The organism is Salmonella sp. SAL00670, from assembly GCF_046552235.1.
Classification (GTDB): domain Bacteria; phylum Pseudomonadota; class Gammaproteobacteria; order Enterobacterales; family Enterobacteriaceae; genus Salmonella; species Salmonella enterica.
On sequence record NZ_JBGDUO010000004.1, the window covers coordinates 1 to 25428 of the forward strand.

The window sequence follows — 25428 nt, forward strand, 5'->3', positions numbered from 1 at the left end:
CAGAAGTGAAACGCCGTAGCGCCGATGGTAGTGTGGGGTCTCCCCATGCGAGAGTAGGGAACTGCCAGGCATCAAATAAAACGAAGGGCCCTGTCGGAAGACAGGGCCTTTTGTTTTATCTGTAGTCTGCCGGTGAGCACTCGTTGCGCAGCAACGGCCCGTAGGGTGGCGGGCAGGACGCCCGCCATAAACTGCCAGGCATCAGACAAGTGAAGAAGCCCGTCCGTCTGGACGGGCTTTTTTGCGTGTGTGGTAACTGTAAAAATATAGGCCTGATAAGCGCAGCGCCATCAGGCAACCTGCACCGCCGGATGGCAGTTTCGCCTTATCCGGCCTGTATGCACTTATCAGGCAGCACCACTACTCACGGATAAATTAAATTCAACAATGGATACGGTTTCCCAAGATCGTCAACCTCCGAACGTCCCGTCACCTTAAATCCCATTTTCTTATAAAATCCAACAGCTTGTGTATTCTGCTCATTAACATTGGTTGTCAACCCCGGCGCCAGTGTTAACGCATGTTCAACCAGCATCTTACCGATACCCTGACCACGCACGTCCGGATCGACAAACAGCGCATCCATATGTTCGCCGGTAAGCAGCATAAATCCTACCGGCTCATCCTGATCGGTCACGGCAACCCATAGTGGCGCTTCTGGCAGAAAATCGCTCACCAGTTCTTCCAGTTCGGCCCGATAAGCGTTTGACAGAAAATCGTGCGTGGCATCGACTGAGCGACGCCAGATCGCAATCAGTTTTTCCCCTTCCTCATGCCTTGAACGGCGAATGTTAATCATCATCTTCACTCCTTTTTTGCTTACTTCTATTCTAATGCAAATGCTGTCGTGAAACTTTCTCACCTTGAACTTGCAGACTCGACATTCGCCTGATTTCTGAGTATCTTCAGCTATCTGGATGTCTAAACGTTTAAACGTATGTCGTGAGGTTATCAGGTTATGCCGATTCGCGTGCTGGACGAGCTACCCGCCGTCAATTTTTTACGTGAGGAGAATGTCTTCGTCATGACGACTTCTCGCGCATCAGGTCAGGAAATTCGCCCGCTAAAGGTACTTATCCTTAACCTGATGCCGAAGAAGATTGAAACGGAAAATCAGTTTCTGCGTTTGCTATCGAACTCGCCATTGCAGGTCGATATTCAACTACTGCGGATAGATGCCCGCGAGTCGAGGAACACGCCAGCCGAGCATCTGAACAACTTTTACTGTAACTTCGACGATATCTGCGATCAGAACTTTGATGGGCTTATCGTGACCGGAGCGCCGCTGGGTCTGGTGGAGTTTAATGACGTGGCTTACTGGCCGCAGATTAGGCAGGTGCTGGAATGGGCGAAAGATCACGTTACTTCGACGCTATTTGTCTGTTGGGCCGTTCAGGCCGCACTCAATATTCTGTATGGTATCCCTAAGCAGACCCGTACAGATAAACTTTCCGGCGTCTATGAACATCACATCCTTCATCCACATGCTCTGTTAACGCGTGGTTTTGATGATTCGTTTCTGGCGCCACACTCACGCTATGCCGATTTCCCGGCGGCGCTGATACGGGATTATACGGATCTTGAAATTCTGGCCGAAACAGAAGAAGGGGATGCGTACCTGTTTGCCAGCAAAGATAAACGTATTGCGTTTGTCACCGGTCATCCTGAATATGACGCTCATACGTTAGCGGGTGAATATTTTCGTGACGTTGAGGCCGGGTTAAATCCGGAGGTTCCGTACAACTATTTCCCAAAAAACGATCCGCAAAACATACCGCGCGCAACCTGGCGCAGCCACGGTAATTTACTGTTTACTAACTGGCTCAACTATTATGTCTACCAGATTACGCCATATGATCTGCGTCACATGAATCCAACCCTGGATTAATCTTCTGCTTCTGACGATCCTAAAGCGTTTCAGCATGTTGAATCAGGCACCTTCGGGTGCCTTTTTTATTTCCGAAACGCACCTCATCATGTAATTGAATTTAATTTATATTGTTATCAATAGGTTAATGCATAATTAAATTAAAAATGGAAATTGTTTTTGATTTTGAAATTTAATTGAGTAGTCTTAGTTGTGTTGAACGAAAAGCGCACAGTGATCCTTCGTTCGCATTGGGGATGTATCTGGATCAACAACGAGGAGCTGCATGATGAATCCACAGGCAACCACAACTGATGAATTAACCTTTACCAGGCCGCAAGGCGAGCTGGAAAAGCAAGTCCTGACCGCTGAAGCAGTCGAGTTTTTGACGGAGTTAGTCACCCGTTTTACGCCAAAACGCAATAAACTCCTGGCTGCACGTATCCAGCAACAGCAGGATATTGATAACGGTAAGTTGCCTGATTTTATTTCGGAAACCACTTCCATTAGAGAAAGTAATTGGCAGATTCGTGGTATTCCGGCGGATTTACAGGATCGCCGAGTAGAAATTACCGGGCCGGTTGAACGTAAAATGGTGATTAATGCCCTGAACGCAAATGTGAAAGTGTTTATGGCGGATTTTGAAGACTCGCTGGCGCCGGACTGGAATAAAGTTATTGATGGTCAAATCAACCTGCGTGATGCGGTGAACGGCACCATTAGCTATACCAACGAAGCCGGAAAAATCTATCAGCTCAAGCCCGATCCGGCCGTATTGATTTGTCGTGTACGTGGTCTACATCTGCCAGAAAAACATGTTACCTGGCGGGGGGAAGCCATTCCCGGCAGCCTGTTTGATTTTGCTCTGTACTTTTTCCACAACTATAAAGCGCTGCTCGCTAAAGGTAGCGGCCCGTATTTTTACCTGCCGAAAACGCAAGCCTGGCAGGAGGCAGCCTGGTGGAGCGAAGTCTTCAGCTACGCCGAAGACCGCTTTAACCTGCCGCGCGGTACGATCAAAGCGACCCTGTTGATTGAAACGCTTCCTGCTGTTTTCCAGATGGATGAGATTCTTCATGCGTTGCGTGATCATATTGTCGGTCTCAACTGTGGTCGCTGGGATTATATTTTCAGCTATATCAAAACGTTGAAAAATCACCCGGATCGCGTCCTGCCGGACAGGCAGGTGGTAACGATGGACAAACCGTTTCTGAGCGCCTACTCGCGCCTGCTGATCAAAACCTGTCACAAGCGCGGCGCGTTCGCGATGGGCGGTATGGCGGCGTTTATCCCGAGCAAAGACGTTGAACGCAACAATCAGGTCCTTGCCAAAGTGAAAGCGGATAAAGCGCTGGAAGCGAACAACGGCCACGACGGCACGTGGATTGCGCATCCTGGGTTGGCGGATACCGCAATGGCCGTCTTTAACGAGGTACTGGGCGAGCACAAAAATCAGCTGTTCATTACCCGTGATGAAGATGCGCCGATTACCGCTGAACAGTTACTGGAGCCATGTGAAGGCGAACGCACAGAAGCGGGAATGCGCGCCAATATTCGCGTGGCAGTGCAGTACATTGAAGCGTGGATCTCCGGCAATGGCTGTGTACCGATTTACGGTCTGATGGAGGATGCCGCGACGGCGGAAATCTCACGAACCTCTATCTGGCAGTGGATTCACCATGAGAAAACACTGGGCAATGGAAAACCCGTAACGAAAGCGCTTTTCCGCGAAATGTTGGCGGAAGAGATGCGGGTAATCCAGGACGAACTGGGCGAGCACCGCTACAGCAGCGGGCGCTTCGACGATGCCGCACGTCTGATGGAGCAAATCACCACCTCAGATGACTTAATCGACTTCCTCACCCTGCCGGGCTATCGCTTACTGGCTTAATTCACCACATAACAATATGGAGCATCTGCACATGAAAACCCGTACTCAACAAATCGAAGAATTACAGAAAGAGTGGACACAACCGCGCTGGGAAGGCATCACCCGCCCGTACAGCGCGGAGGAGGTGGTGAAATTACGCGGCTCGGTTAACCCGGAATGCACGCTGGCGCAGCTCGGCGCCGCGAAAATGTGGCGGCTGTTGCACGGTGAAGCGAAAAAAGGCTATATCAACAGCCTTGGCGCGCTGACCGGCGGTCAGGCGTTGCAGCAGGCGAAAGCTGGTATTGAGGCGATTTATCTTTCAGGCTGGCAGGTGGCGGCAGATGCCAACTTGGCATCCAGCATGTATCCGGATCAATCGTTGTACCCGGCAAACTCTGTTCCGGCGGTAGTGGATCGGATCAACAACACTTTCCGTCGTGCAGATCAGATCCAGTGGGCATCCGGTATTGAACCCAACGATCCGCGCTATGTGGATTACTTCCTGCCGATCGTTGCTGATGCGGAAGCCGGTTTTGGCGGCGTTCTGAATGCCTTCGAACTGATGAAATCGATGATTGAAGCCGGTGCAGCGGCCGTTCACTTCGAAGATCAGCTGGCGTCGGTGAAGAAATGCGGCCATATGGGCGGCAAGGTGCTGGTCCCCACGCAGGAGGCGATTCAGAAACTGGTTGCTGCGCGTCTGGCCGCTGATGTGATGGGCGTCCCGACGCTGGTGATTGCGCGTACCGATGCGGATGCGGCAGATCTGATCACCTCCGACTGCGATCCCTATGACAGCAGTTTTATTACCGGCGAACGCACCAGCGAAGGTTTCTACCGCACCCATGCGGGCATTGAGCAGGCGATCAGCCGCGGTCTGGCGTATGCCCCGTATGCCGATCTGGTATGGTGCGAAACCTCTACGCCGGATCTCGAACTGGCGCGTCGTTTTGCCGATGCTATCCACGCGAAGTATCCGGGCAAACTGCTGGCCTATAACTGTTCACCATCCTTCAACTGGCAGAAGAATCTGGACGACAAGACCATTGCCAGCTTCCAGCAGCAGTTGTCGGACATGGGTTACAAATACCAGTTTATTACCTTGGCGGGTATTCACAGCATGTGGTTCAACATGTTTGACCTGGCGCATGCATACGCTCAGGGCGAGGGCATGAAACACTATGTTGAGAAGGTTCAACAACCCGAGTTCGCCGCGGCGAAAGACGGCTACACCTTTGTTTCCCACCAGCAGGAAGTGGGCACTGGTTACTTCGACAAAGTCACCACCATTATTCAGGGTGGCGCGTCATCCGTTACCGCGTTAACGGGTTCCACCGAAGAATCGCAGTTTTGATTGATGCCCGGTGGCGCTGCGCTTACCGGGCCTACAGATAGCGTAGGCCGGATAAGCGAACGCGCCATCCGGCATGACGTGGTGCCGGATGAGGGAAAAAAATGCCGCGTGGCCTGGAATTACTGATTGCTCAAACCATCCTGCAAGGCTTTGACGCGCAGTATGGTCGATTTCTGGAAGTGACTTCCGGCGCGCAGCAGCGTTTTGAACAGGCCGACTGGCACGCCGTCCAGCAGGCGATGAAAAGCCGTATCCACCTCTATGATCATCATGTGGGTCTGGTGGTGGAGCAACTGCGCTGTATTACCGATGGCAAAAGTACCGACGCGGATTTCCTTTTACGCGTTAAAGAGCATTACACCCGGCTGTTGCCGGATTACCCGCGCTTCGAGATTGCGGAGAGCTTTTTCAACTCCGTTTATTGCCGGTTATTTGACCACCGCTCGTTAACACCCGAGCGGTTGTTTATTTTCAGTTCGCAACCGGAGCGCCGCTTCCGTACTATCCCGCGCCCGCTGGCCAAAGACTTCTTTCCCGATCACGGTTGGGAGCCGCTGTTGATGCGCATACTCAGTGACTTACCGCTGCGTCTGCCCTGGCAGAATAAAAGCCGGGATATCCGCTATATTATCGCGCACCTGACTGAAACACTGGGCGAGGACGCGCTACCTCGCTGCCATGTCCAGGTGGCGAATGAGTTGTTTTACCGTAATAAAGCGGCCTGGCTGGTAGGTAAATTAACCACACCTGACGGTACGCTGCCGTTTTTATTGCCGATTCATCGTACTGATGAGGGGGAACTGTTTGTCGATACCTGCCTGACCACCACGGCAGAAGCGAGCATTGTGTTTGGTTTTGCCCGCTCTTATTTTATGGTGTATGCGCCGCTGCCTGCCGCGCTGGTTGAGTGGTTGCGTGAAATCCTGCCGGGTAAAACCACTGCCGAACTGTATATGGCGATTGGCTGCCAGAAACATGCGAAAACCGAAAGCTACCGCGAATATTTATGTTATCTGGCTGAAAGCGATGAGAAATTCATTGAGGCGCCTGGTATCCGCGGCATGGTGATGCTGGTGTTTACCCTGCCAGGTTTCGACCGGGTATTTAAAATCATTAAAGACAAATTCGCCCCGCAGAAAGAGATGTCTGCCGCCCATGTGCGTGCCTGTTATCAACTGGTAAAAGAGCATGATCGCGTCGGTCGTATGGCGGATACCCAGGAGTTTGAGAATTTCGTACTGGATAAACGGCAAATCGATCCGGCGCTGATGGCGCTGTTACGACAAGAAGCGCCAGAGAAGATTACCGATCTTGGGGAACATATCGTCATTCGCCATCTCTATATTGAACGTCGCATGGTGCCACTCAATATCTGGCTGGAACAGGTAGAAGGCCAGCAGTTGCGCGATGCGATAGAAGAATATGGTAATGCGATTCGCCAGCTTGCCGCCGCTAATATTTTCCCCGGCGATATGTTGTTTAAAAACTTTGGCGTTACCCGTCATGGTCGCGTGGTGTTCTATGACTACGATGAAATTTGCTACATGACGGAAGTGAATTTCCGCGATATTCCGCCAGCGCGTTATCCGGAAGACGAACTGGCCAGCGAACCCTGGTATAGCGTCTCGCCGGGTGATGTTTTCCCGGAGGAGTTTCGCCACTGGCTGTGTGCCGATCCGCGTATCGGGCCATTGTTTGAAGAGATGCATGCCGACCTGTTTCGCGCCGATTACTGGCGTGCGCTACAGACGCGTATTAAAGAAGGGCATGTAGAAGATGTGTATGCCTATCGACGTCGCCAGCGCTTTAGCGTGCGTTACGGCGCGATCTCAAGTACGGCGAACTCTTCGTAAACCAGTTCCATCTCCGGCGACCAATTACCCTCGCGCTCAAAAAAGGCCCGGTGTGCCGCTTGCCAGTACGCCAGGCTAAGATCGCCTTCGCCTTCCAGTGCGGCGAGATCGGCGCTCATCTCGTTAAAACGGATCAGCCTGAGCGCCAGCGTGCGTATGACGCACACGGCGTCGCCTGTGCCGTTGAGCACAATGTGATATGACCCGGGCGTGACAGGGGGCTGCTCTTTCTGATAGCTAACCAGCGAGCTACAGGTGCCACGCTTTTTACCGGCGACCACTAGCGCCGCCAGCTCGTCGGCCAGCGCCGGCGAATCACCGAAAGACCAACAGAAGGCCTGTGGGTACTTCTCCTGCCAGTATAATTTCAGGCTGCTCATTTCAGCGAGTTCCACCATAGGCCAGCGTCACCTCTTTCGCCGCTTTAATCACCATGGCGCCAAGTTCGGTGACGCGATCGTCGGTAATGCGTGAGCAGGGGCCGGAAATAGAGAGGGCCGCAAACGGTTCGCGGTGTTCGTCATAAATACACGAGGCCACGCAGCGCAGACCGAGCGCATGTTCTTCGTCGTCAAAGGAATAGCCGCGCTTGCGTGTTTGGGCGAGGTCATCTTTCAGATGCAGCGGCGACACCAGCGTCGCATGGGTATAAGCGTGCAACCCCTTGCGGTGCAGCAGACTGGTAACCTGTTCCTCACTGAGCTGTGATAAAAACGCCTTGCCCGCGCCAGAGGCGTGCATGGGCAGCTTGCCGCCAATAGGGGCGGACATGCGCATCAATTGTGTGCACTGCACCTGGTCGATAATAATGGCCTGATGGTCGCTCTGGTCGAGTACGGCAAGGTTTACCGTTTCGCCGGAGTCCTCCATCAGCTTGCGCAAAATCGGATGGACAATCGCCAGCAGATTACGGCTCTGTAAGAAGCTGCTACCGACGATAAACGCGTGTGCGCCTACGGCCCAGTGGCCCAGCTCACCAACCTGGCGGACAAAACCCTGTTGCTGCATGGTGGTGAGTAGACGGTGAGTCGTGGAATTAGGCAAACCCGCCTGTTGCGCCAGTTCGGTCAGCGCGACGCTGCCGTTGGACTCGGCAATCCACTCCAGCAGCTTCAGACCGCGAGTTAAAGACTGAACCTGCCCGGTTACGGGTGCAGTGGTAGCGGCAGGTTTTCTCCCGCGTTTCGCGGGAACAGGGGCAACCATGGCAGACTCCTTTTTCTGTATCGTGGAAATCATTTTCGTTTTATTCAATTATAATGCAAGAGTTCCTGAACTGATCGGATGAGTGACATCACAGGATGCCCGATGGCGCTGCGCTTATCAGGCCTACGCTTTGGGAGCCGCCAAAGTAATTTGTAGACTGATAAGGCGCTTGCGCCGCCATCCGGCAAAGCGACAGAAGTGGGTGGCAAGCTGAACATGTCTCATGTTGCCCGTTGTTCTCTTTTCCGCCAGCACGCTTTGTGCCAGTATGGCTCGTTACGTGGAGCGTTGTCGGGAGCGAGTGTGAGCAGCAAAGTTGAACAACTGCGTGCGCAGTTAAATGAACGTATTCTGGTGCTGGACGGCGGTATGGGCACCATGATCCAGAGCTATCGTCTACATGAAGAAGATTTCCGCGGGGAGCGCTTTGCCGACTGGCCCTGCGACCTGAAAGGCAACAATGACCTGCTGGTACTCAGCAAGCCGGAGGTGATCGCTGCTATCCACAACGCCTACTTTGAGGCTGGCGCGGATATCATCGAAACCAACACCTTTAACTCGACAACCATTGCGATGGCGGATTACCGGATGGAATCCCTGTCGGCGGAAATTAACTATGCGGCGGCCAAACTGGCGCGTGCCTGCGCCGATGAATGGACGGCGCGAACACCAGAAAAACCACGCTTTGTTGCGGGCGTGCTTGGTCCAACTAACCGCACGGCCTCCATTTCACCGGACGTCAACGACCCGGCGTTTCGTAATATCACCTTCGATCAGCTGGTGGCGGCCTACCGTGAATCCACTAAAGCGCTGGTGGAAGGTGGCGTAGATCTGATTCTGATTGAGACCGTCTTTGACACCCTGAATGCGAAAGCGGCGGTGTTTGCGGTGAAAGAAGAGTTTGAAGCGCTGGGCGTTGATCTGCCGATCATGATTTCCGGCACCATCACCGACGCCTCTGGCCGTACGCTTTCCGGCCAGACGACCGAAGCCTTTTATAACTCGCTGCGCCACGCCGAGGCGCTCACTTTTGGCCTTAACTGCGCGCTGGGGCCAGATGAACTGCGCCAGTACGTCCAGGAACTGTCGCGGATTGCCGAATGCTACGTCACCGCGCACCCGAACGCCGGCCTGCCGAACGCTTTCGGCGAGTACGACCTCGACGCCGACACCATGGCAACGCAAATCCGCGAATGGGCCGAAGCGGGCTTCCTCAACGTGGTTGGCGGCTGCTGTGGCACTACGCCAGAGCATATCGCCGCCATGAGCCGCGCCGTTGCCGGTTTGCCGCCGCGCCAGCTGCCGGATATCCCGGTCGCCTGCCGCCTTTCCGGCCTGGAGCCGCTGAACATTGGCGACGATAGCCTGTTTGTCAACGTCGGCGAGCGTACTAACGTCACCGGCTCGGCCAAATTTAAACGGCTGATCAAAGAAGAGAAATACAGCGAAGCGCTGGACGTCGCCCGTCAGCAGGTAGAAAGCGGCGCGCAGATTATTGATATCAATATGGATGAGGGGATGCTTGACGCCGAAGCGGCGATGGTGCGTTTCCTCAGCCTGATTGCCGGTGAGCCGGACATTGCCCGTGTACCAATCATGATCGACTCCTCCAAATGGGAGGTTATCGAAAAAGGGCTGAAGTGCATTCAGGGTAAAGGCATCGTCAACTCTATTTCGATGAAAGAGGGCGTGGAAGCCTTTATTCATCATGCGAAGCTTCTGCGTCGCTACGGCGCGGCAGTGGTGGTCATGGCCTTTGATGAGCAGGGCCAGGCCGATACCCGCGAGCGTAAAATCGAGATTTGCCGTCGGGCGTACAGGATTCTGACTGAAGAGGTGGGCTTCCCGCCGGAAGACATCATCTTCGACCCGAATATCTTTGCCGTCGCCACCGGTATTGAAGAGCACAACAACTACGCGCAGGACTTTATCGGCGCTTGTGAAGACATCAAACGCGAGCTGCCGCACGCGCTGATCTCCGGCGGCGTGTCTAACGTGTCCTTCTCGTTCCGCGGCAACGACCCGGTACGTGAGGCTATCCACGCGGTATTCCTCTACTACGCCATCCGCAACGGCATGGACATGGGCATCGTCAACGCCGGGCAACTGGCGATTTATGACGATCTGCCCGCCGAGCTGCGCGATGCGGTTGAAGATGTCATTCTTAACCGTCGCGATGACGGCACCGAGCGTTTGCTGGAACTGGCGGAGAAATATCGCGGCAGTAAAACCGACGAGGCTGCCAGTGCCCAGCAGGCGGAATGGCGTAGCTGGGACGTGAAAAAGCGTCTCGAATACTCGCTGGTGAAAGGCATTACCGAGTTTATCGAACAGGATACCGAAGAAGCCCGTCAGCAGGCCGCCCGCCCGATTGAGGTGATTGAAGGGCCGCTGATGGACGGCATGAACGTGGTCGGCGACCTGTTCGGCGAAGGGAAAATGTTCCTGCCGCAGGTGGTGAAATCCGCTCGCGTGATGAAACAAGCGGTGGCCTACCTGGAGCCGTTTATTGAAGCCAGCAAAGAAAAAGGCTCCAGCAACGGCAAGATGGTGATTGCCACCGTGAAGGGCGATGTGCACGACATTGGCAAGAACATTGTCGGCGTGGTGCTGCAATGCAACAACTACGAAATCGTCGATCTCGGCGTGATGGTGCCAGCGGAGAAAATCCTCAGAACGGCGCGTGAAGTGAATGCCGATCTGATTGGTCTTTCCGGGCTGATCACCCCGTCGCTGGACGAAATGGTCAACGTGGCGAAAGAGATGGAGCGTCAGGGCTTTACTATCCCGCTACTGATCGGCGGCGCAACCACTTCGAAAGCGCATACGGCGGTGAAAATCGAGCAGAACTACAGCGGTCCGACGGTCTACGTGCAGAATGCTTCGCGTACCGTGGGCGTGGTGGCGGCGCTACTCTCCGACAACCAGCGCGATGACTTTGTCGCCCGTACCCGCAAAGAGTACGAAACCGTGCGTATTCAGCACGCCCGCAAAAAACCGCGCACGCCGCCGGTCACGCTGGAAGCGGCGCGCGATAACGATCTGGCGTTCGATTGGGAACGTTACACCCCGCCGGTAGCCCACCGTCTGGGCGTGCAGGAGGTGGAAGCCAGCATCGAAACTTTGCGCAACTACATCGACTGGACGCCGTTCTTTATGACCTGGTCGCTGGCCGGCAAATACCCGCGCATTCTGGAAGATGAGGTGGTGGGCGTTGAGGCGCAGCGTCTGTTTAAAGACGCCAATGATATGCTGGATAAACTGAGCGCCGAGAAACTGTTGAATCCGCGTGGCGTGGTGGGCCTGTTCCCGGCGAACCGTGTGGGTGACGACATCGAAATTTATCGCGACGAAACCCGTACTCATGTTCTGACGGTCAGCCACCACCTGCGCCAGCAGACCGAGAAAGTCGGTTTTGCCAACTACTGTCTGGCGGATTTTGTCGCGCCGAAACTGAGCGGAAAAGCGGATTACATCGGTGCTTTCGCGGTGACCGGCGGTCTGGAGGAGGATGCGCTGGCGGACGCCTTCGAAGCGCAACACGACGACTATAACAAGATCATGGTGAAAGCGATTGCCGACCGTCTGGCGGAAGCGTTTGCCGAGTACCTGCATGAGCGTGTACGTAAGGTTTACTGGGGATATGCGCCGAACGAGAGTCTGAGTAACGACGAATTAATCCGCGAAAACTACCAGGGGATTCGCCCGGCGCCGGGTTATCCTGCCTGCCCGGAACATACCGAAAAAGGCACTATCTGGCAGCTACTGGATGTCGAAAAACACACCGGGATGAAGCTCACCGAATCTTTCGCCATGTGGCCTGGCGCGTCGGTCTCCGGCTGGTACTTCAGCCATCCTGAGAGCAAATACTTTGCGGTAGCGCAGATCCAACGCGATCAGGTGACAGATTATGCTTTCCGTAAAGGAATGAGCATTGAGGATGTTGAGCGGTGGCTGGCGCCGAACCTGGGTTACGATGCGGACTGATTCATAAAATCGTCACTTTTCCTTACAACATACAAGGCACTCATTGGGTGCCTTGTCTCTTTCTTACAATTAAACCCTTATACTGAAGGAAGGCTCTACGCTGAATTTGCCGGATGGCGGCGTAAACGCCTTATCCAGCATACCGTATTACGTATGGTAAGCCCGGTGGCGTGCAACGCCAGCAGGCCTTAACGCTGTGCGCCATCAGGCAATTTATCGCAAGTGAGCTTCAGGAAAACGTATAACGATAAGGAGAACCTGACGCCGTGTTAACTTTGCTCCATCTACTTTCTGCCGTTGCGCTGTTGGTATGGGGAACACATATCGTTCGTACTGGCGTAATGCGCGTGTTTGGCGCGCGTCTACGCACTGTCCTCAGCCGCAGCGTGGAAAAGAAACCGCTCGCCTTTTGTGCGGGTATCGGTGTTACCGCGCTGGTACAAAGCAGTAACGCCACCACTTTATTGGTAACGTCGTTTGTCGCCCAGGATCTTGTCGCCCTGACGCCAGCTCTGGTGATTGTGCTGGGCGCCGACGTGGGGACCGCGCTAATGGCGCGTATCCTGACCTTCGATCTCTCGTGGCTGTCGCCGCTGCTGATTTTTATCGGCGTGATTTTCTTTTTGGGACGTAAGCAGTCCCGCGCCGGGCAGCTGGGTCGCGTCGGTATCGGGCTTGGCCTGATTCTACTGGCGCTGGAGCTGATTGTGCAGGCAGTGACGCCGATCACTCAAGCTAATGGCGTGCAGGTCATTTTCGCGTCGCTGACGGGCGACATTATGCTGGATGCGCTGATTGGCGCGATGTTCGCTATTATCAGTTATTCCAGCCTGGCGGCGGTGTTGCTGACAGCAACCCTGACGGCGGCGGGGATTATATCGTTCCCGGTGGCGTTGTGCCTGGTCATCGGCGCCAATCTGGGATCGGGCCTGTTGGCGATGCTCAACAACAGCGCCGCCAATGCTGCCGCGCGTCGCGTAGCGCTCGGCAGCCTATTGTTCAAATTGATCGGCAGCCTAGTCATCCTGCCGTTTGTCCATCCGCTGGCGAATCTGATGGATGAGCTATCGCTACCGAAATCAGAGCTGGTGATCTATTTCCACGTTTTCTATAACCTGGTGCGCTGCCTGGCGATGGTGCCATTTGCCGAGCTGATGGCGCGTTTTTGTAAACGAATTATTCGTGATGAGCCTGAACTGGATACCCATCTGAAGCCGAAACATCTGGATGTCAGCGCGCTGGATACGCCAACGCTGGCGCTGGCTAATGCTGCCCGCGAGGTGTTGCGCATTGGCGATGCGATGGAACAGATGATGGAAGGGCTAAAAAAGGTCATGCACGGCGAGCCGCGTGAAGAGAAAGCGCTGCGCAAGCTGGCGGATGACGTTAACGTGCTCTACACCGCGATTAAGCTTTATCTGGCGCGAATGCCAAAAGACGAGCTGGCGGCGGAGGAGTCCCGCCGGTGGGCGGAGATTATTGAGATGGCCCTGAACCTCGAACAGGCGTCGGATATTATCGAGCGAATGGGCAGCGAGATTGCCGACAAGTCGCTGGCGGCGCGTCGGGCATTTTCAGAAGAAGGATTGAAAGAGCTGGATGCGCTTTACGATCAACTGCTCAGTAATCTGCAACTGGCGATGTCGGTCTTTTTCTCCGGCGATGTCACCAGCGCCCGTCGGTTGCGCCGCAGTAAACATCGCTTCCGTATACTTAATCGCCGATACTCACATGCGCATGTCGACCGCCTGCACCAGCAGAACGTGCAAAGCATTGAAACCAGCTCGCTTCATTTAGGGCTGCTGGGCGATATGAAACGTCTTAACTCACTGTTCTGTTCGGTCGCCTATAGCGTACTGGAACAGCCGGATCAGGACGAGGAACGGGGCGAGTATTAAGTGAAATGCCGGATGGCGGGGCCTACGGAGAACATGCGCGTAGGCCCGCCATTCGGCATTCAATGTGGCCTGGGATTAAAAGCGATGACCCGCTTCCAGCGCCACGGCCTCTTCACCTGCTTTAAACACCCAGGTGGTATTCGGGCCGCCGAGAACCGCCTGGCCGTTGCTCACCTGAATCCAGTTACCTTCCGGCAAACCAATCACTGTCAGTTCCGGCGCGACCACCAGCAGTTCGCGAATACGCTGCTCGCGGGTCTCGCCCTTATGACCTTCCGGCAAGGCGTTAGTGAAGTGAGGATTAATTTGCAGCGGGAACAGATCCAGCGCGTCGAAACCGTTTGGATCGACGATCGGCATATCGTTGGTCGTGCGGATAGTCGGGCAGGCAAGGTTGGCGCCCGCGCTCCAGCCGATATACAGCGCGCCGCGTTTTACCCTGTCCGCCACCGGCGCCAGCAGCCCGCGTTCACGCGATTCTTTCAGTAGCTGGAAGGTATTTCCGCCGCCGACAATAATGATTTCCGCTTTCTCAATCGCCGCAAGCGGATCGGCGACACGATGAATCCCTGTGACGTTTACCCCTAATGGCGCAAGCACCTCTGCGGTTTTATCCGTGTACTCGTCCCATGTTTGCGTGACGCCGGCAAACGGAATAAACACGGCTGAGCGCCGACCGTTCAACTGATTCGCTATCAGCGTCAGAGCGTGTTCCAGCCAGGCTTTACCCGGCAGCGTCGAGTTACTTAATAAAAGCAGTTCCATTACTTCTCCACCTCATCAGGAAATGTCAAAACGTAATAATGCTACCATTATCCATTTAATGTCTTACTGATATGGCTCATGATGTTGCGCGTGTTACAGGCAACGCGCGGTCGCTAAAAGTGACGCCAGGCCAGATCTGCTATCTGGTATCGCCTGAAAAATTACAGGTATAATCCGCAAAATTATTTAACACGTTTAGAGACGAAAATGGCAAAACTGACCTTACAAGAGCAACTGCTACAAGCGGGATTAGTGACCAGCAAAAAAATGGCCAAAGTCCAGCGCACGGCTAAAAAATCACGCGTTCAGGCTCGTGAGGCCAGAGAAGCGGTGGAAGAAAATAAAAAGGCGCAACTTGAGCGTGATAAACAACTCAGTGAACAGCAAAAACAAGCGGTTTTAGCGAAAGAGTTTAAAGCTCAGGTTAAGCAACTTATTGAAATGAATAGAATCAATGTATCTAAAGGCGATATTGGTTTTAACTTCACCGATAATAACGTCATCAAAAAAATAGACGTGGATAAGCTCACTCAGACGCAACTGATTAATGGGCGTCTCGCGATTGCGCGTCTGGTTATCAATAACAGCGGTGAATGTGAATATGCGATTATTCCCGCGAGCGTCGCCGATAAAATCGCACAACGAGATGCGGACAGTATTGTCGTAAACAGTGCGCTGAGTCAGGAAGAGCAGGACGAAGATGATCCGTATGCCGATTTTAAAGTTCCTGACGATTTGATGTGGTAAGTCACATTCCCGACGTTTATGTAGAAAAATTTCTCAGAGAGTAAATATGCTGACCGACACATCTACCCGGCTTAATAAATATATCAGTGAAAGCGGCATCTGTTCGCGTCGCGAGGCGGACCGTTTTATCGAACAGGGCAATGTTTTTATCAACGGCAAACGCGCCGCCATTGGCGATCAGGTGGTCGCCGGGGATGTTGTTAAAGTAAATGGTCGGTTGATTGAGCCGCGAGAAGCGGATGATTTAGTGCTGATTGCGCTGAATAAACCGGTTGGCATTGTCAGTACCACTGAAGACGGCGAACGCGACAATATTGTCGATTTTGTGAACCACAGCAAACGTATCTTCCCGATTGGTCGTCTGGATAAAGACTCGCAGGGGCTGATATTTCTGACTAACCACGGCGATCTGGTCAATAAGATTCTGCGTGCCGGTAACGATCACGAAAAAGAGTATCTGGTGACGGTGGATAAACCGATTACCGACGAGTTTATTCGCGGTATGGGCGCTGGCGTGCCGATTCTGGGTACCGTCACCAAAAAATGTAAGGTGAAAAAAGAGGCGCCGTTTGTCTTTCGCATCACCCTGGTGCAGGGATTAAACCGTCAGATCCGTCGTATGTGTGAATACTTTGGTTATGAAGTGACGAAACTGGAGCGTACGCGCATTATGAACGTCAGCCTGAGCGGGATTCCGCTGGGCGAGTGGCGCGATCTGACGGACGATGAGCTGATCGATCTGTTTAAGTTGATTGAGCGTTCCTCTTCCGAAGCCAAACCAAAGGCCAAAGCGAAGCCGAAGACCACGGGTATTAAGCGACCGGTCGTGGCGATCGAAAAAAGCAATGAGAAAGCACGCCCGACATCAAGCGGTAAGCGCTTTACCTCGCCGGGACGAAAGAAGAAAGGACGTTAACGTCTGCCGCGCGTCGGCGTATTCGCCGACCAGGAGAATGACGCTTCCGTATCGGGTTTATACGCCTGCTTTTTCTTCAACTGGCGGGCTTTTTTCGCTTCAGCCTCACGCAGCGCCATCAGCTTATCGATGTACTCCTTTTTTACGCTGTTGGTCTCAGAATTGGTCAGCGGACGACCGTGCGCAATACGGGCGCGGTCCAGCAACGTTTTCAGTTCGCGCTGTTCGCGCTCGGTCATCTCTTTTTGGGTAATGCGGGGGAGTGCCATACGGGTGCCCTCAGTTAGCCGATGCATTTAGTCTACGGCAATACGCAACGGGCGGATAGCGCTCAGTCAGCAATCCGCAGCTTTCCAGCGAAATCCTGTGGCGTATAACCCGTTGACGTAAATCCTTTATCCGTGATGATGTTATCGATTTCTTTTACGCTTGCGATGCACATCACACCGTCCTGACCAAATTTGGTATGGTCAGCGAGAATCACTGATTTTTTGCTCATCGCAATCATGGCTTTGGCAACGTAGGCTTCTTCAAAGCTCTTCACCAACACGCCATGCTGGGGAGAAATGCCGCCAGCGCCAATAAAACAGATATCCGCGTGAATTGCGTTAATCTGCTGACACACCGAGACGCCGAGGTTGGCGCGAAAATGGTAATCATATTCGCCGCCTAATACATACACGCGGGCCTGCAGGTTATGCTCTTTAATTTTATCGGCAATCAGGGCTGAATTGGTAATCACGGAAAAAGCGAGAGGCGGTAATTGCTCGGCCAGAATAAGGTTAGTTGTACAGGAATCAATAAACAATGTATCCCGTTCACTGACCATTTCGGCGGCAAGTTTGCCAATCGCTATTTTCTCTTCGCGATGCGCCTCTATTCTTGCGCTAAACGCATCCTCCTGGACAACTTGCTTTTTGACTGCGCCCCCATGAATCTTAGTGATTTTGCCTTCAGATTCCAGTAAGGAGAGATCGCGACGAATGGTTTCTGAGGTGACGTTGAGCATTTCCGATAATTTAATAACGGTGACTTCACCGAATTTGTTTAATTCATCAAGAATATGTTTTCGTCTTTTAATTGGATTCATTATCTTTCGCCGCCGTCAACCTTTGGCGCATGGTAACTGGATGCGTAAGGCAACGCAACCACTCCAACGCACGGACGATACCCTCCTCATCATTCGTGGCAGTCACATAGCCGGCCTGCCGTTTTACTGCATCCGGCGCGTTGCCCATTGCGATGCTGATTCCGGCGGCGGCAAACATGCTGACATCATTCTGCTGGTCGCCAATCGCGACCACCTTGTCAGAAGATATATTTAAATGATGAATTAATTGTTCTATTATGCACCCTTTATTTACATCGGATCTTTGAATATCAATATAATTTTCTCCCGTGACAACCGCATAATATCCACAAGGCAGGTGATTATTCACTTCTGTACACAGATTATCTATCTCCGGAGATGCGGCAACAAGGGTAATTTTATATATGTTGCGACGATTAAAGATATTTTCTGCAGTTTCAGTTATAAGCGGTAACCCAAATAAGCGAGCCTCATATGTTGTCCAGTGCGCAATCAGCCTATCGTCACGATGGTGAATTGCTTCGGCACTAAAAAAATGGTGGTGATAGCGGGAAAGAGAAATATGCTGGTCAATATTCCACAGGTCTGTGGCGGTCAGCGGGGCAGCATGAATAATGCGCTGCTCCGCCATCTCCAGAAGGTGTCCGCAGTTAAAACCGGCGCACCAGCTAAACAACCTATCAACCTGTTGTTGGCGTAGCAGGCGTACCATTGAGGAGACCGGTCTGGCGGAACATGCCGCCAGTAGACCACCGTTCTGGCGGAACGCAATCAGCGCCTGGCGCGTGCGCGGGCTGATTGTTTTCTGCGAGGTGAGTAATGTTCCATCCAGATCGGTGATTAACAACATCTCTCGTTCCCTAATATCAATGAACAATAAACGGCGTAACGGCTTCTTTGGCGGCGTTGCACACCATGTTGTCGATAGCCGTACCGACCACGAGAATATTGACTCCGGTATCTTTAAACGCTTTCGCGTTGGCAAGGTTAATCCCGCCTTCCGCCAGCGTCGGAACATCCACCGCGCCGACCAACGCCCGCAGGCGATCTTTAATCATCTGCGGGATATCGCCTGCCGCTACGCCTTCATAGCTCATGCCGGTCATCAGACCAATCATATCCACGCCGATATCCTGCATCCGCTTCGCCACGCTGGCGACCTCTTCCGGCGTGCGTGCAGGAATACCGAAAGTATGCAGATCGTCAGGATGGCCAATATAGGCATCGACGGTCAGACCATATTGATGGGCGAGATTAACGATGTCCTGCAGATCGTCCCAGTCGGATTTATGCGTATGTAAACCGTCGGCTCCAGCGCGGGCAATCTCCAGAATTTCCGTTTCGCTGAGCGGCACCGGTAAGGTTTCGGTAAAACCGCCGGCGATACCAACGGTGATAAAAATATCGTCCGGGACCACATTACGAACACCGTGTACGGCCTCAGCCATCTGGCTATTGGTGATTTCGTGACGAATCTGCTCCGCCGCGTGCATGTTGCTCACGCCTTTGTGTCCACGCGCCAGCGCCAACGCAGGGTGGTTCGGCTCCAGAAGCTTAACGCCAGCCTCACACACGGCTTTCGCCAGGCGCGCATCGTCGCCAGTTATTCCTGTGCTGAGGATAGTTTGCCCACCGTGAAGCGTGATGGCTTCTTTCACTTTCTGTAACGCTTTGGCGCGTTTTTTATTCATATCGCCTTTAAACATGGTGTACCTCTGGTGTTGGTGCATTAATTAACGGCTGTCGTTGTTGATTCGCTCTGTACGACAGGTTTGAAACGGTTAGCAATAATGGTGGTAAGGCAGGTCATCGCCATTGTGGCAATCATTACGATGGCCATCTGGAGCGCATTGCTGGATAAGAACGGTGAGGCGAAAGCCGGAACATAGGCCACACCTTTGACATTAAAAAAGCCCAGCATCATGCCGCCCATTCCGGCCCAAAAAATGGCGGAGCCAAAAACAATTTTGTTGGCGAACATGAAGGGATAGGCGGATTCAACAAAGGTGCCAAAACCCAGGTTAATGAGCAGGCCCGGCGTAGCAACGGCAGCTTCGCTTTTTTCACGCGGGGCGATCACATTGGCAAGGTTAATACCTGCGGCCACCATCACCAGACCGACCATATCGACCGCGCCGAGGAAGCTGACGCCGGATTTTTCCATCTCCAGCAGCACCAACGGCAGGATCACCGCGTGATAGACGCCGCCGAGAATGGCAGGCCAGATAACCAGACCAGCCAGCAGCCCGGCAAGAATTGGGCTGAATGCCAGCGTGCTTTCGATAGCCAGTTTGATGTAATTACCCGCAGATAGCGCCAGCGGACTCAGCAGATAGTGCATGATTAACCCAGCGGCAAGGCCCGATATCCCACCGGCGACGATGTTGACGGTAGTCATTGGGAAGCGCCAGTTCAGGCACAGCTCGAACAGCCAACGGACGAAAATCCCCGCCATTACACCGCCGATAATGCCGCCGATCAGTCCGCCCTCTACGGAAAGCACGCCAGCGACGACCCCGGCCACAATTGAAACTTCATCCAGTTCGGAAATCTGTTTTGCCGCCAGTACCGCGACTAACACCGGCAGACCTTTTAATAAGATTTCAAAGATATCGTTAAGTTTTTCCAGTCCTGGTATGTGGCTCAGGGCGAGTACAATCGCCATGGCGATAAAGCCTGGTAGCGCAGGGATCATGATGCTACGAATGTTAAAACGTTTGAGCAGGCTTTTTCCGGAACCGCTCTGTGAGGGCGAAGCGCTACCCAACTGTGGTTTGTACTTGATACCCCAATGTTTACACAGCGACGCCACGAAGGAGACGGCGCGGGTACGGCTGGTGGTGCCGGTTGTTCCGGAGGTCGCGACCACATTCGCCCCCTTTGCCGCCACCAGCGCCATGGAGGTTCCCCCGGTGCCGACAATCGGTGTTTTCATCTCAACGGCGGCGGCAAAAACGGCCTGGTTCGCCTTTACCGGATCGGCGCTCATTACCACGATCCCATCGATCTCACCGCGGCGGATCATCTCAGCGATTTGGCGATCGCTTTCTACTACCGAGGTGTTTACCTCCGAAAGTTTGCCCTGAAATATGCGCTGTGGTTTTTGTTGGTTTTCTGTGGTTAATGCATAAACCGATGCCGGGGTATCCGGTTTGGCGACGTCCATCGAGGCTTCTGCCGCGATAAACTGTACGGCGGCCACATTCACGCCCGCAGCCTCGCACTGCTGATAAATCTCCTGGAGTAACTTCTCTGGCTCGGCGCCACCCAGGTTGTAGAGGTTGCCTCCACTGCTTCCAATAATCGCAATTTTTTTCATAGCGGCCTCAAATAGGGTAAGGGGGTTATCTGTGTTGTAGTGCAATCATAATTCCAACTAAAACAAAATAAATCAACAATGAAAAAGTTGTTTTATAACAATCGATCTCAATTTTTAAAGGTAACCTATTAAAGTATAATGATTAATTTATGTTTTTGCTTTGTGTTGTTTTGTGTGGTTTTGTGACGAAGTTCAAAATGAGGAGGGCATAAATAGGGGAAAGCTGTCCATGTTGATGGGACGAGCAGGGTGTACAGATTCCTGAGCAGTATTCCGCCGGCAGCGCCTGGCGCGGGAACCGCCGGATGACGCGCCTGAGTCGCCATCCGGCAACGTATCGCCCGATGGCGCTTACGCTACCGGGCCTGTGTTTCTATGATTTATGTATATATTATTGAGTTTACTCTATATGCCCATCGGACTTATACATCTGGAGGTAAAGGCCAGCTAATGTCGAGTAAGTTACTGGTATCAATCCTATTGATTTCAACTCGATACCTTTTCCATGCACCCAATTTTTGTATCTCTTCGTCAGTGGCTATTCCAAGGTCTACAGCATCTTGTAATGGTCTTATTTTTTCATTTGCTAGTTTCAGTTTTTTTGATTTTTCTGCATTGGTGATTTGAGTAAGTTCTACTTCATTATATGTCCTGGGTATTATTTTGTTATCTACAAATTGATATTTTCCAGAAATGATATCATCATATGGTAAACTGTCGGATTCAACAATATCAAAGCCTGCTGGATATAACGTTGAAATATTTTCACTCACAGAGTGAATAACTTTTGTGTCAGGGTGAATACATAGCTTGTATTTTAGTTTAAAAGTATCTATTGAATTATAAAAATCTAAGCCGTTTTCATCAATAAAGTATTGTATATTTTCTCCAAACGGCATATGTTCTGGGTAATAACGTGTGACATTTCTTAATTGCATTTTTTTTCCTTATCCTGAAATAGTTCGCCAAAAACCGTTGATGTTAATCTGAAGTGGTTTATATCTCACACATTCCATTTTATCACCACCATCAACAAATGTTATTACACATCCAGCAGGTGCCATTGTTGGTGCTTGTACCTCTGCACCTAACATAACATTTTGCACGTATCGTGCATCAGATTGTGTCCTGGTATATATATTCGTTGCAGAGGTTTTGCTTTTTGCCAAATCATACGCCGCCTTTACCGCGCTCGGCGTCGCTGCCTCCGTCGTACTGGTGCTGTTCGTTGCACTGTTGAGCTTTACGATCCCTTTCTGCGCCGTAGTCCCATCCGGCACGTCGGTAATATCCCCCCACGCATGTTTGTGACTCCCCGCCGCCTTCCCATTCGCCAGGTCATACGCCGCTTTCACCGCGCTCGGCGTCGCCGCCTCCGTCGTACTGGTGCTGTCGGTGGCGCTATTAAGCTTCACGATCCCTTTTTGCGTCAGCGTACCGTCCGGGGTGCCGGTGATCTGCCCCCAGGAGTGAGTATGGCCGGCCGGGGCCGCTGCGCTCGCCTTGTCATACGCCGCCTTTACCGCGCTCGGCGTCGCCGCCTCCGTCGTACTGGTGCTGTCCGTCGCGCTGTTAAGTTTCACGATCCCTTTTTGCGTCAGCGTGCCGTCCGGGACGCCGGTAACCTGGTTCCAGACGTGAGTATGGTTCGCCGGAGCTGCCGCATTCGCCTTATCCATCGCCGCCTTTACCGCGCTCGGCGTTGCCGCTTCCGTTGTGCTGGTGCTGTCCGTCGCACTGTTAAGCTTAACAATCCCCTTTTGCGTCAGCGTACCGTCCGGAACGCCGGTAATCTGGTTCCAGGTATGCGTGTGATTACGCGCTTCCGCCATCGCCGCCTTGACCGCCTTTGGCGTAGCCGCTTTGGTCTCGTCATCGCTGTCAGTGGCGTTACTGAGCCGTGTAAAGCCTTTCTGCGTTAATGTCGCATCCGGGTGATTTGTCGAATGTTCATGCTCGTCCAGCCGGACATCCACATAGTCGCGCGTCGCCAGCACAATGCTCGGATCGACCGTCAGCGTCACCGCCGTGGTGTTGGAGACTTCCATAATCAGGCGGATACAGACCTGCTTGCCGCAGCCGCCCGGCAGCAGCGGTTTGTAGGATTCCGGGAATTTGCCGATGGCGATTAGCTCGCCCTCGTTGTCGAACACGCCCACTTCACGCACGTACCAGCCGCCAACCTCTTCCGGCAGCACCAACTCGGCAATCAGCCAGTTAGGATTATTCGGCGCAACGGTCAGCGTATTCATCTCGCCGCGCCAGACTTCGTGGCGTAAATTGGTCTGGCTGGCGGTCGGTTCATAATATTGTCCGCCGCCGTCGCCAACCGCCATCTTTTGCAGATGTAGCTGTTTTTTATCCGCAAGGGCGCTGGCGATTTTCGCCATTCCCCTGTCGGTCAGGAGGGTATAAAACTCATTATCCATAATTACTCCGGGTAAATAGATGTAATTTCAAGGCTCCATTGCCCTGTACCGAAATAGATCGGTTTAGTTTGTTGAACTTCCAGAACCTGGAAGGGTAAGACGGTCGTTATTTCTCCACCGTAAAGCGCGCTGCCAATAACAGGAATAGCGCTTTGGTTAATTATCCAGACAATTAACGCTTCCAGTTTTGAACGCACGTTCTTATATTCATGAATAAGATCGACCAGATTATTAAACAGATTTTCATCCATGCCCTGGTTGATTAGCTTAATTTCAACCTTGAAGAAATAAGCCTTACCTCCATACTCAAACCATTCGGAGATCGTGCCGGGTAAGGATAATATTTCCAGTACGCGGCGAACGGCCCAGGGGGTTCCTTTATATTTATGCAGTTCAATCGCCTGCTTAATTAACTCTCGTTTCTCCTGTTCATTGGCAGCAAATAGCCAGCCTTCGAGCCCCTGTACATGAAACTGTTCGGCCAACGAGGGCAATGCCGAGGCATCAACGATATCCACCAGATAGACCAGCAACGCCGTCAGGTCGATTTGCGCGAAACGTTCGGCGGCAATGTTCGCCAGAATTGAGAAACGTTCGTCGCTGGCCAGCGGCGGCGGCAGAAGCAGTTTATCCATCGCTGACTCCGGCAATCGTCACGTCAATAGCCGTACATTCCGCCCATTCGTGCGCCTGCAATACCTTTTTCGCGGGCATATCCAGCGCGACGTCGTAAACGCCATCCACTTGTAGCACTTTAATTATCTGGTTTGGCACAATGTCCTGGCCCAGCCGGGTCTGGCGCGAGCGCGTCCATGTATTAATCGCTTCACGCGCGGCGGCAAGCGTCGTCTCCTGATCGGCGGTGGTAAACAGCGTCAGCCGGGCGCTGATCTGATAAGCCACGCGCGGAGAACATTTAGCGCTCACCTTATCGGTTAGCGGGCGCTTTTTCTCTTTGCTCACCTCCCGTTCGATCTGGGCAAGAAGCTCCGGCCCCGGCAGACCGTTCAGGGTCAGCGGATAGAGTTCCACGCAGCCTTCCGCCAGCCCTTCATCCGGCCCCAGTACCGCCACGTCGATAATCGACTGGCTGACCGAGAGCGTATGGAAGCGATAGGCGCCATAGCTGCCCGCGTTGCTGAAACTTTCCGGCGCTAGCTGGATGCGTTTACGTAGCGCGTCGTCGTTCTCTTCGCCGCAGCCGCCACTTGAGGCCGTCAGATTGGTGACGCTGATATCGTAATTGCCCACGCGGTCTACCAGCGCGCTGATTTGCGCAGGCTGCCAGTTGTTGCCGGGTTCACCGGTCACTACACAGGTTGCAGTTACCGCAACGCTCAGGCTGCCCGCAGGCAACAGAACATCTTCGTCGGTGGCGAACATCACGCTATCCGACGCGCTGGCGCGGGTACCCTGTGGAATCACCAGGTTACTTTTAGCCGCTTGAGTAACAGAAAACTGCAGCGTGGTTTTTGCCGCCTGAGCGGGCAGACGGTGAACGCCAACCAGCTCGCCTAAATAATCCAGCATCGGCGCACGGGAATACGCGACCAGGTTTTGCTTCGCTGCCTCCTGGATGGCGATGCGGACAAGGTTTTCACGATAAGCAAACAGGTCAATGAGCAGCCGCTCAGCCTGCGCCGGATAGAGTTTTTTACCGCTGGCTTCTTCATATTGCGCAATCATCTCGCTGGTGATTTGCGCGGGATCGCGGTCAATAAAATCGGGTTCGGCTATCGCCATAACACCTCCGTTGAGTTGATTACGCCGTCTGCGGCACGCCATTGCACGCGTAACGTCAGGTGTTCGCCGTCAATCGTCGGCGTCACCTTCAGCAACCGGCAGCGGGGTTCCCACATGCGAATCGCTTCCACCGACTCCCGAACAACGTGCGGAATAGCCCGCTCGATCGGGTAATCGATATAGCGCCACAGATTGCTGCCAAAAAGCGGCCTGTGGGGATCGCTGCCGCGCGGCGTGCGCAGAATGATGTGTATTGCCTGATGAATATCATCCAGCCCGCAGACGTATTCTTCAGGACGTTGCAAGGCAGGTTGCCAGTGCAGGGTCGAGGGTCGTGTTTTCGTGTTCATGAGGCTATTTTCGCCTTCCGGCGGGGGGAGA

The 25428-nt window shown here is 53.1% G+C and carries 23 protein-coding genes; 9 read left to right on the forward strand and 14 right to left on the reverse strand.

From position 1 onward, the window contains the following. Nucleotides 1-364: 364 nt before the first annotated feature. Nucleotides 365-802, reverse strand: coding sequence for an acetyltransferase (locus ACLJRS_RS13955; protein ID WP_000973244.1), 438 nt, complete (start codon nt 800-802; stop codon nt 365-367). Between the two features lie 156 nt (nt 803-958). Between ACLJRS_RS13955 and metA the strand changes: the two genes are divergently transcribed. The 4 genes from metA (at nt 959) to aceK (ending at nt 6947) form a co-directional block, all read left to right on the forward strand. Beyond that, nucleotides 959-1888: a homoserine O-succinyltransferase MetA gene (gene metA / locus ACLJRS_RS13960; protein ID WP_001122767.1), complete on the forward strand. Its 930-nt coding sequence runs from the start codon at nt 959-961 to the stop codon at nt 1886-1888. A gap of 268 nt (nt 1889-2156) precedes the next feature. Continuing rightward, nucleotides 2157-3758: a malate synthase A gene (gene aceB, locus ACLJRS_RS13965; RefSeq protein ID WP_001069370.1), complete on the forward strand. Its 1602-nt coding sequence runs from the start codon at nt 2157-2159 to the stop codon at nt 3756-3758. Nucleotides 3759-3789: 31 nt separating this feature from the next. Then, the gene (gene aceA, locus ACLJRS_RS13970) at nt 3790-5094 is read left to right on the forward strand and encodes an isocitrate lyase (RefSeq protein WP_000857884.1); all 1305 of its coding nucleotides are present in this window, start codon (nt 3790-3792) and stop codon (nt 5092-5094) included. A 101-nt stretch (nt 5095-5195) separates the two neighbouring features. After that, nucleotides 5196-6947, forward strand: coding sequence for a bifunctional isocitrate dehydrogenase kinase/phosphatase (aceK, locus tag ACLJRS_RS13975; RefSeq protein WP_001137266.1), 1752 nt, complete (start codon nt 5196-5198; stop codon nt 6945-6947). On the opposite strand, the gene ACLJRS_RS13980 is transcribed toward aceK, so the two are convergent. Next, nucleotides 6911-7318: an ASCH domain-containing protein gene (locus ACLJRS_RS13980; RefSeq protein WP_010989091.1), complete on the reverse strand. Its 408-nt coding sequence runs from the start codon at nt 7316-7318 to the stop codon at nt 6911-6913. The genes aceK and ACLJRS_RS13980 overlap by 37 nt on opposite strands. 10 nt (nt 7319-7328) lie before the next feature. Continuing rightward, entirely contained in the window at nt 7329-8153 is an 825-nt protein-coding gene (gene iclR, locus ACLJRS_RS13985; protein WP_000226434.1) for a glyoxylate bypass operon transcriptional repressor IclR, read from the reverse strand. A gap of 303 nt (nt 8154-8456) precedes the next feature. Between iclR and metH the strand changes: the two genes are divergently transcribed. Further along, complete coding sequence (gene metH / locus ACLJRS_RS13990; protein ID WP_000095978.1) at nt 8457-12140, forward strand: methionine synthase; 3684 nt, start codon at nt 8457-8459, stop codon at nt 12138-12140. A 266-nt stretch (nt 12141-12406) separates the two neighbouring features. Next, nucleotides 12407-14038: a Na/Pi cotransporter family protein gene (locus ACLJRS_RS13995; RefSeq protein WP_000956811.1), complete on the forward strand. Its 1632-nt coding sequence runs from the start codon at nt 12407-12409 to the stop codon at nt 14036-14038. 75 nt (nt 14039-14113) lie between these two features. Here ACLJRS_RS13995 and pepE read toward each other — a convergent pair whose 3' ends face one another. Continuing rightward, a complete protein-coding gene (gene pepE / locus ACLJRS_RS14000; protein WP_000421798.1) occupies nt 14114-14803 on the reverse strand; it encodes a dipeptidase PepE in 690 nt (229 codons plus the stop codon). A gap of 71 nt (nt 14804-14874) precedes the next feature. On the opposite strand from pepE, the gene ACLJRS_RS14005 reads away from it, so the two are divergent. Genes ACLJRS_RS14005 through rluF form a run of 3 tightly spaced genes read left to right on the forward strand, consistent with a single transcriptional unit; the run spans nt 14875 to nt 16466 of the window. Continuing rightward, nucleotides 14875-14976 (forward strand): hypothetical protein, encoded by a 102-nt coding sequence (locus ACLJRS_RS14005; RefSeq protein ID WP_001576533.1) that lies wholly within the window; start codon nt 14875-14877, stop codon nt 14974-14976. Between the two features lie 34 nt (nt 14977-15010). Beyond that, complete coding sequence (locus ACLJRS_RS14010) at nt 15011-15550, forward strand: DUF2058 domain-containing protein (protein WP_001096724.1); 540 nt, start codon at nt 15011-15013, stop codon at nt 15548-15550. Between the two features lie 46 nt (nt 15551-15596). Then, the gene (gene rluF, locus ACLJRS_RS14015) at nt 15597-16466 is read left to right on the forward strand and encodes a 23S rRNA pseudouridine(2604) synthase RluF (protein ID WP_000954619.1); all 870 of its coding nucleotides are present in this window, start codon (nt 15597-15599) and stop codon (nt 16464-16466) included. Here the strand turns inward: rluF and ACLJRS_RS14020 are convergent. The 10 genes from ACLJRS_RS14020 to ACLJRS_RS14065 form a co-directional block, all read right to left on the reverse strand. Next, nucleotides 16463-16735, reverse strand: coding sequence for a DUF3811 domain-containing protein (locus tag ACLJRS_RS14020; protein ID WP_001207628.1), 273 nt, complete (start codon nt 16733-16735; stop codon nt 16463-16465). The genes rluF and ACLJRS_RS14020 overlap by 4 nt on opposite strands. A 62-nt stretch (nt 16736-16797) precedes the next feature. Continuing rightward, nucleotides 16798-17556, reverse strand: coding sequence for a DeoR/GlpR family DNA-binding transcription regulator (locus ACLJRS_RS14025; protein WP_001068171.1), 759 nt, complete (start codon nt 17554-17556; stop codon nt 16798-16800). Continuing rightward, entirely contained in the window at nt 17543-18406 is an 864-nt protein-coding gene (locus ACLJRS_RS14030; RefSeq protein ID WP_000924651.1) for a Cof-type HAD-IIB family hydrolase, read from the reverse strand. Before ACLJRS_RS14030 ends, ACLJRS_RS14025 begins: the two co-directional genes overlap by 14 nt. Before the next feature lie 16 nt (nt 18407-18422). Continuing rightward, complete coding sequence (locus tag ACLJRS_RS14035; RefSeq protein ID WP_000472332.1) at nt 18423-19262, reverse strand: hypothetical protein; 840 nt, start codon at nt 19260-19262, stop codon at nt 18423-18425. 23 nt (nt 19263-19285) lie between these two features. After that, complete coding sequence (locus ACLJRS_RS14040) at nt 19286-20875, reverse strand: PTS sugar transporter (protein ID WP_000716849.1); 1590 nt, start codon at nt 20873-20875, stop codon at nt 19286-19288. A 422-nt stretch (nt 20876-21297) separates the two neighbouring features. Next, a complete protein-coding gene (locus ACLJRS_RS14045) occupies nt 21298-21813 on the reverse strand; it encodes a tail fiber assembly protein (RefSeq protein ID WP_001177098.1) in 516 nt (171 codons plus the stop codon). Between the two features lie 9 nt (nt 21814-21822). Next, a complete protein-coding gene (locus ACLJRS_RS14050; RefSeq protein ID WP_000368203.1) occupies nt 21823-23304 on the reverse strand; it encodes a tail fiber protein in 1482 nt (493 codons plus the stop codon). A 2-nt stretch (nt 23305-23306) separates the two neighbouring features. Then, on the reverse strand, nt 23307-23939 hold the full coding sequence (locus ACLJRS_RS14055) for a phage tail protein I (protein WP_000359500.1): 633 nt from the start codon (nt 23937-23939) through the stop codon (nt 23307-23309). Then, entirely contained in the window at nt 23932-25047 is a 1116-nt protein-coding gene (locus tag ACLJRS_RS14060; protein WP_000951736.1) for a baseplate J/gp47 family protein, read from the reverse strand. Before ACLJRS_RS14060 ends, ACLJRS_RS14055 begins: the two co-directional genes overlap by 8 nt. Further along, on the reverse strand, nt 25038-25397 hold the full coding sequence (locus ACLJRS_RS14065; RefSeq protein WP_001093501.1) for a GPW/gp25 family protein: 360 nt from the start codon (nt 25395-25397) through the stop codon (nt 25038-25040). The genes ACLJRS_RS14060 and ACLJRS_RS14065 overlap by 10 nt, the downstream gene beginning before the upstream one ends. Nucleotides 25398-25428: the final 31 nt, after the last annotated feature.

Excerpts from the sequence above, each read along its gene's own strand:
- ACLJRS_RS13955 (WP_000973244.1), bottom strand. The coding sequence starts at position 802 with ATGATGATTAACATTCGCCGTTCAAGGCATGAGGAAGGGGAAAAACTG.
- metA (WP_001122767.1), top strand. The coding sequence starts at position 959 with ATGCCGATTCGCGTGCTGGACGAGCTACCCGCCGTCAATTTTTTACGT.
- aceB (WP_001069370.1), top strand. The coding sequence starts at position 2,157 with ATGAATCCACAGGCAACCACAACTGATGAATTAACCTTTACCAGGCCG.
- aceA (WP_000857884.1), top strand. The coding sequence starts at position 3,790 with ATGAAAACCCGTACTCAACAAATCGAAGAATTACAGAAAGAGTGGACA.
- aceK (WP_001137266.1), top strand. The coding sequence starts at position 5,196 with ATGCCGCGTGGCCTGGAATTACTGATTGCTCAAACCATCCTGCAAGGC.
- iclR (WP_000226434.1), bottom strand. The coding sequence starts at position 8,153 with ATGGTTGCCCCTGTTCCCGCGAAACGCGGGAGAAAACCTGCCGCTACC.
- pepE (WP_000421798.1), bottom strand. The coding sequence starts at position 14,803 with ATGGAACTGCTTTTATTAAGTAACTCGACGCTGCCGGGTAAAGCCTGG.
- ACLJRS_RS14005 (WP_001576533.1), top strand. The coding sequence starts at position 14,875 with ATGGCTCATGATGTTGCGCGTGTTACAGGCAACGCGCGGTCGCTAAAA.
- ACLJRS_RS14010 (WP_001096724.1), top strand. The coding sequence starts at position 15,011 with ATGGCAAAACTGACCTTACAAGAGCAACTGCTACAAGCGGGATTAGTG.
- rluF (WP_000954619.1), top strand. The coding sequence starts at position 15,597 with ATGCTGACCGACACATCTACCCGGCTTAATAAATATATCAGTGAAAGC.
- ACLJRS_RS14020 (WP_001207628.1), bottom strand. The coding sequence starts at position 16,735 with ATGGCACTCCCCCGCATTACCCAAAAAGAGATGACCGAGCGCGAACAG.
- ACLJRS_RS14025 (WP_001068171.1), bottom strand. The coding sequence starts at position 17,556 with ATGAATCCAATTAAAAGACGAAAACATATTCTTGATGAATTAAACAAA.
- ACLJRS_RS14030 (WP_000924651.1), bottom strand. The coding sequence starts at position 18,406 with ATGTTGTTAATCACCGATCTGGATGGAACATTACTCACCTCGCAGAAA.
- ACLJRS_RS14035 (WP_000472332.1), bottom strand. The coding sequence starts at position 19,262 with ATGTTTAAAGGCGATATGAATAAAAAACGCGCCAAAGCGTTACAGAAA.
- ACLJRS_RS14040 (WP_000716849.1), bottom strand. The coding sequence starts at position 20,875 with ATGAAAAAAATTGCGATTATTGGAAGCAGTGGAGGCAACCTCTACAAC.
- ACLJRS_RS14045 (WP_001177098.1), bottom strand. The coding sequence starts at position 21,813 with ATGCAATTAAGAAATGTCACACGTTATTACCCAGAACATATGCCGTTT.
- ACLJRS_RS14050 (WP_000368203.1), bottom strand. The coding sequence starts at position 23,304 with ATGGATAATGAGTTTTATACCCTCCTGACCGACAGGGGAATGGCGAAA.
- ACLJRS_RS14055 (WP_000359500.1), bottom strand. The coding sequence starts at position 23,939 with ATGGATAAACTGCTTCTGCCGCCGCCGCTGGCCAGCGACGAACGTTTC.
- ACLJRS_RS14060 (WP_000951736.1), bottom strand. The coding sequence starts at position 25,047 with ATGGCGATAGCCGAACCCGATTTTATTGACCGCGATCCCGCGCAAATC.
- ACLJRS_RS14065 (WP_001093501.1), bottom strand. The coding sequence starts at position 25,397 with ATGAACACGAAAACACGACCCTCGACCCTGCACTGGCAACCTGCCTTG.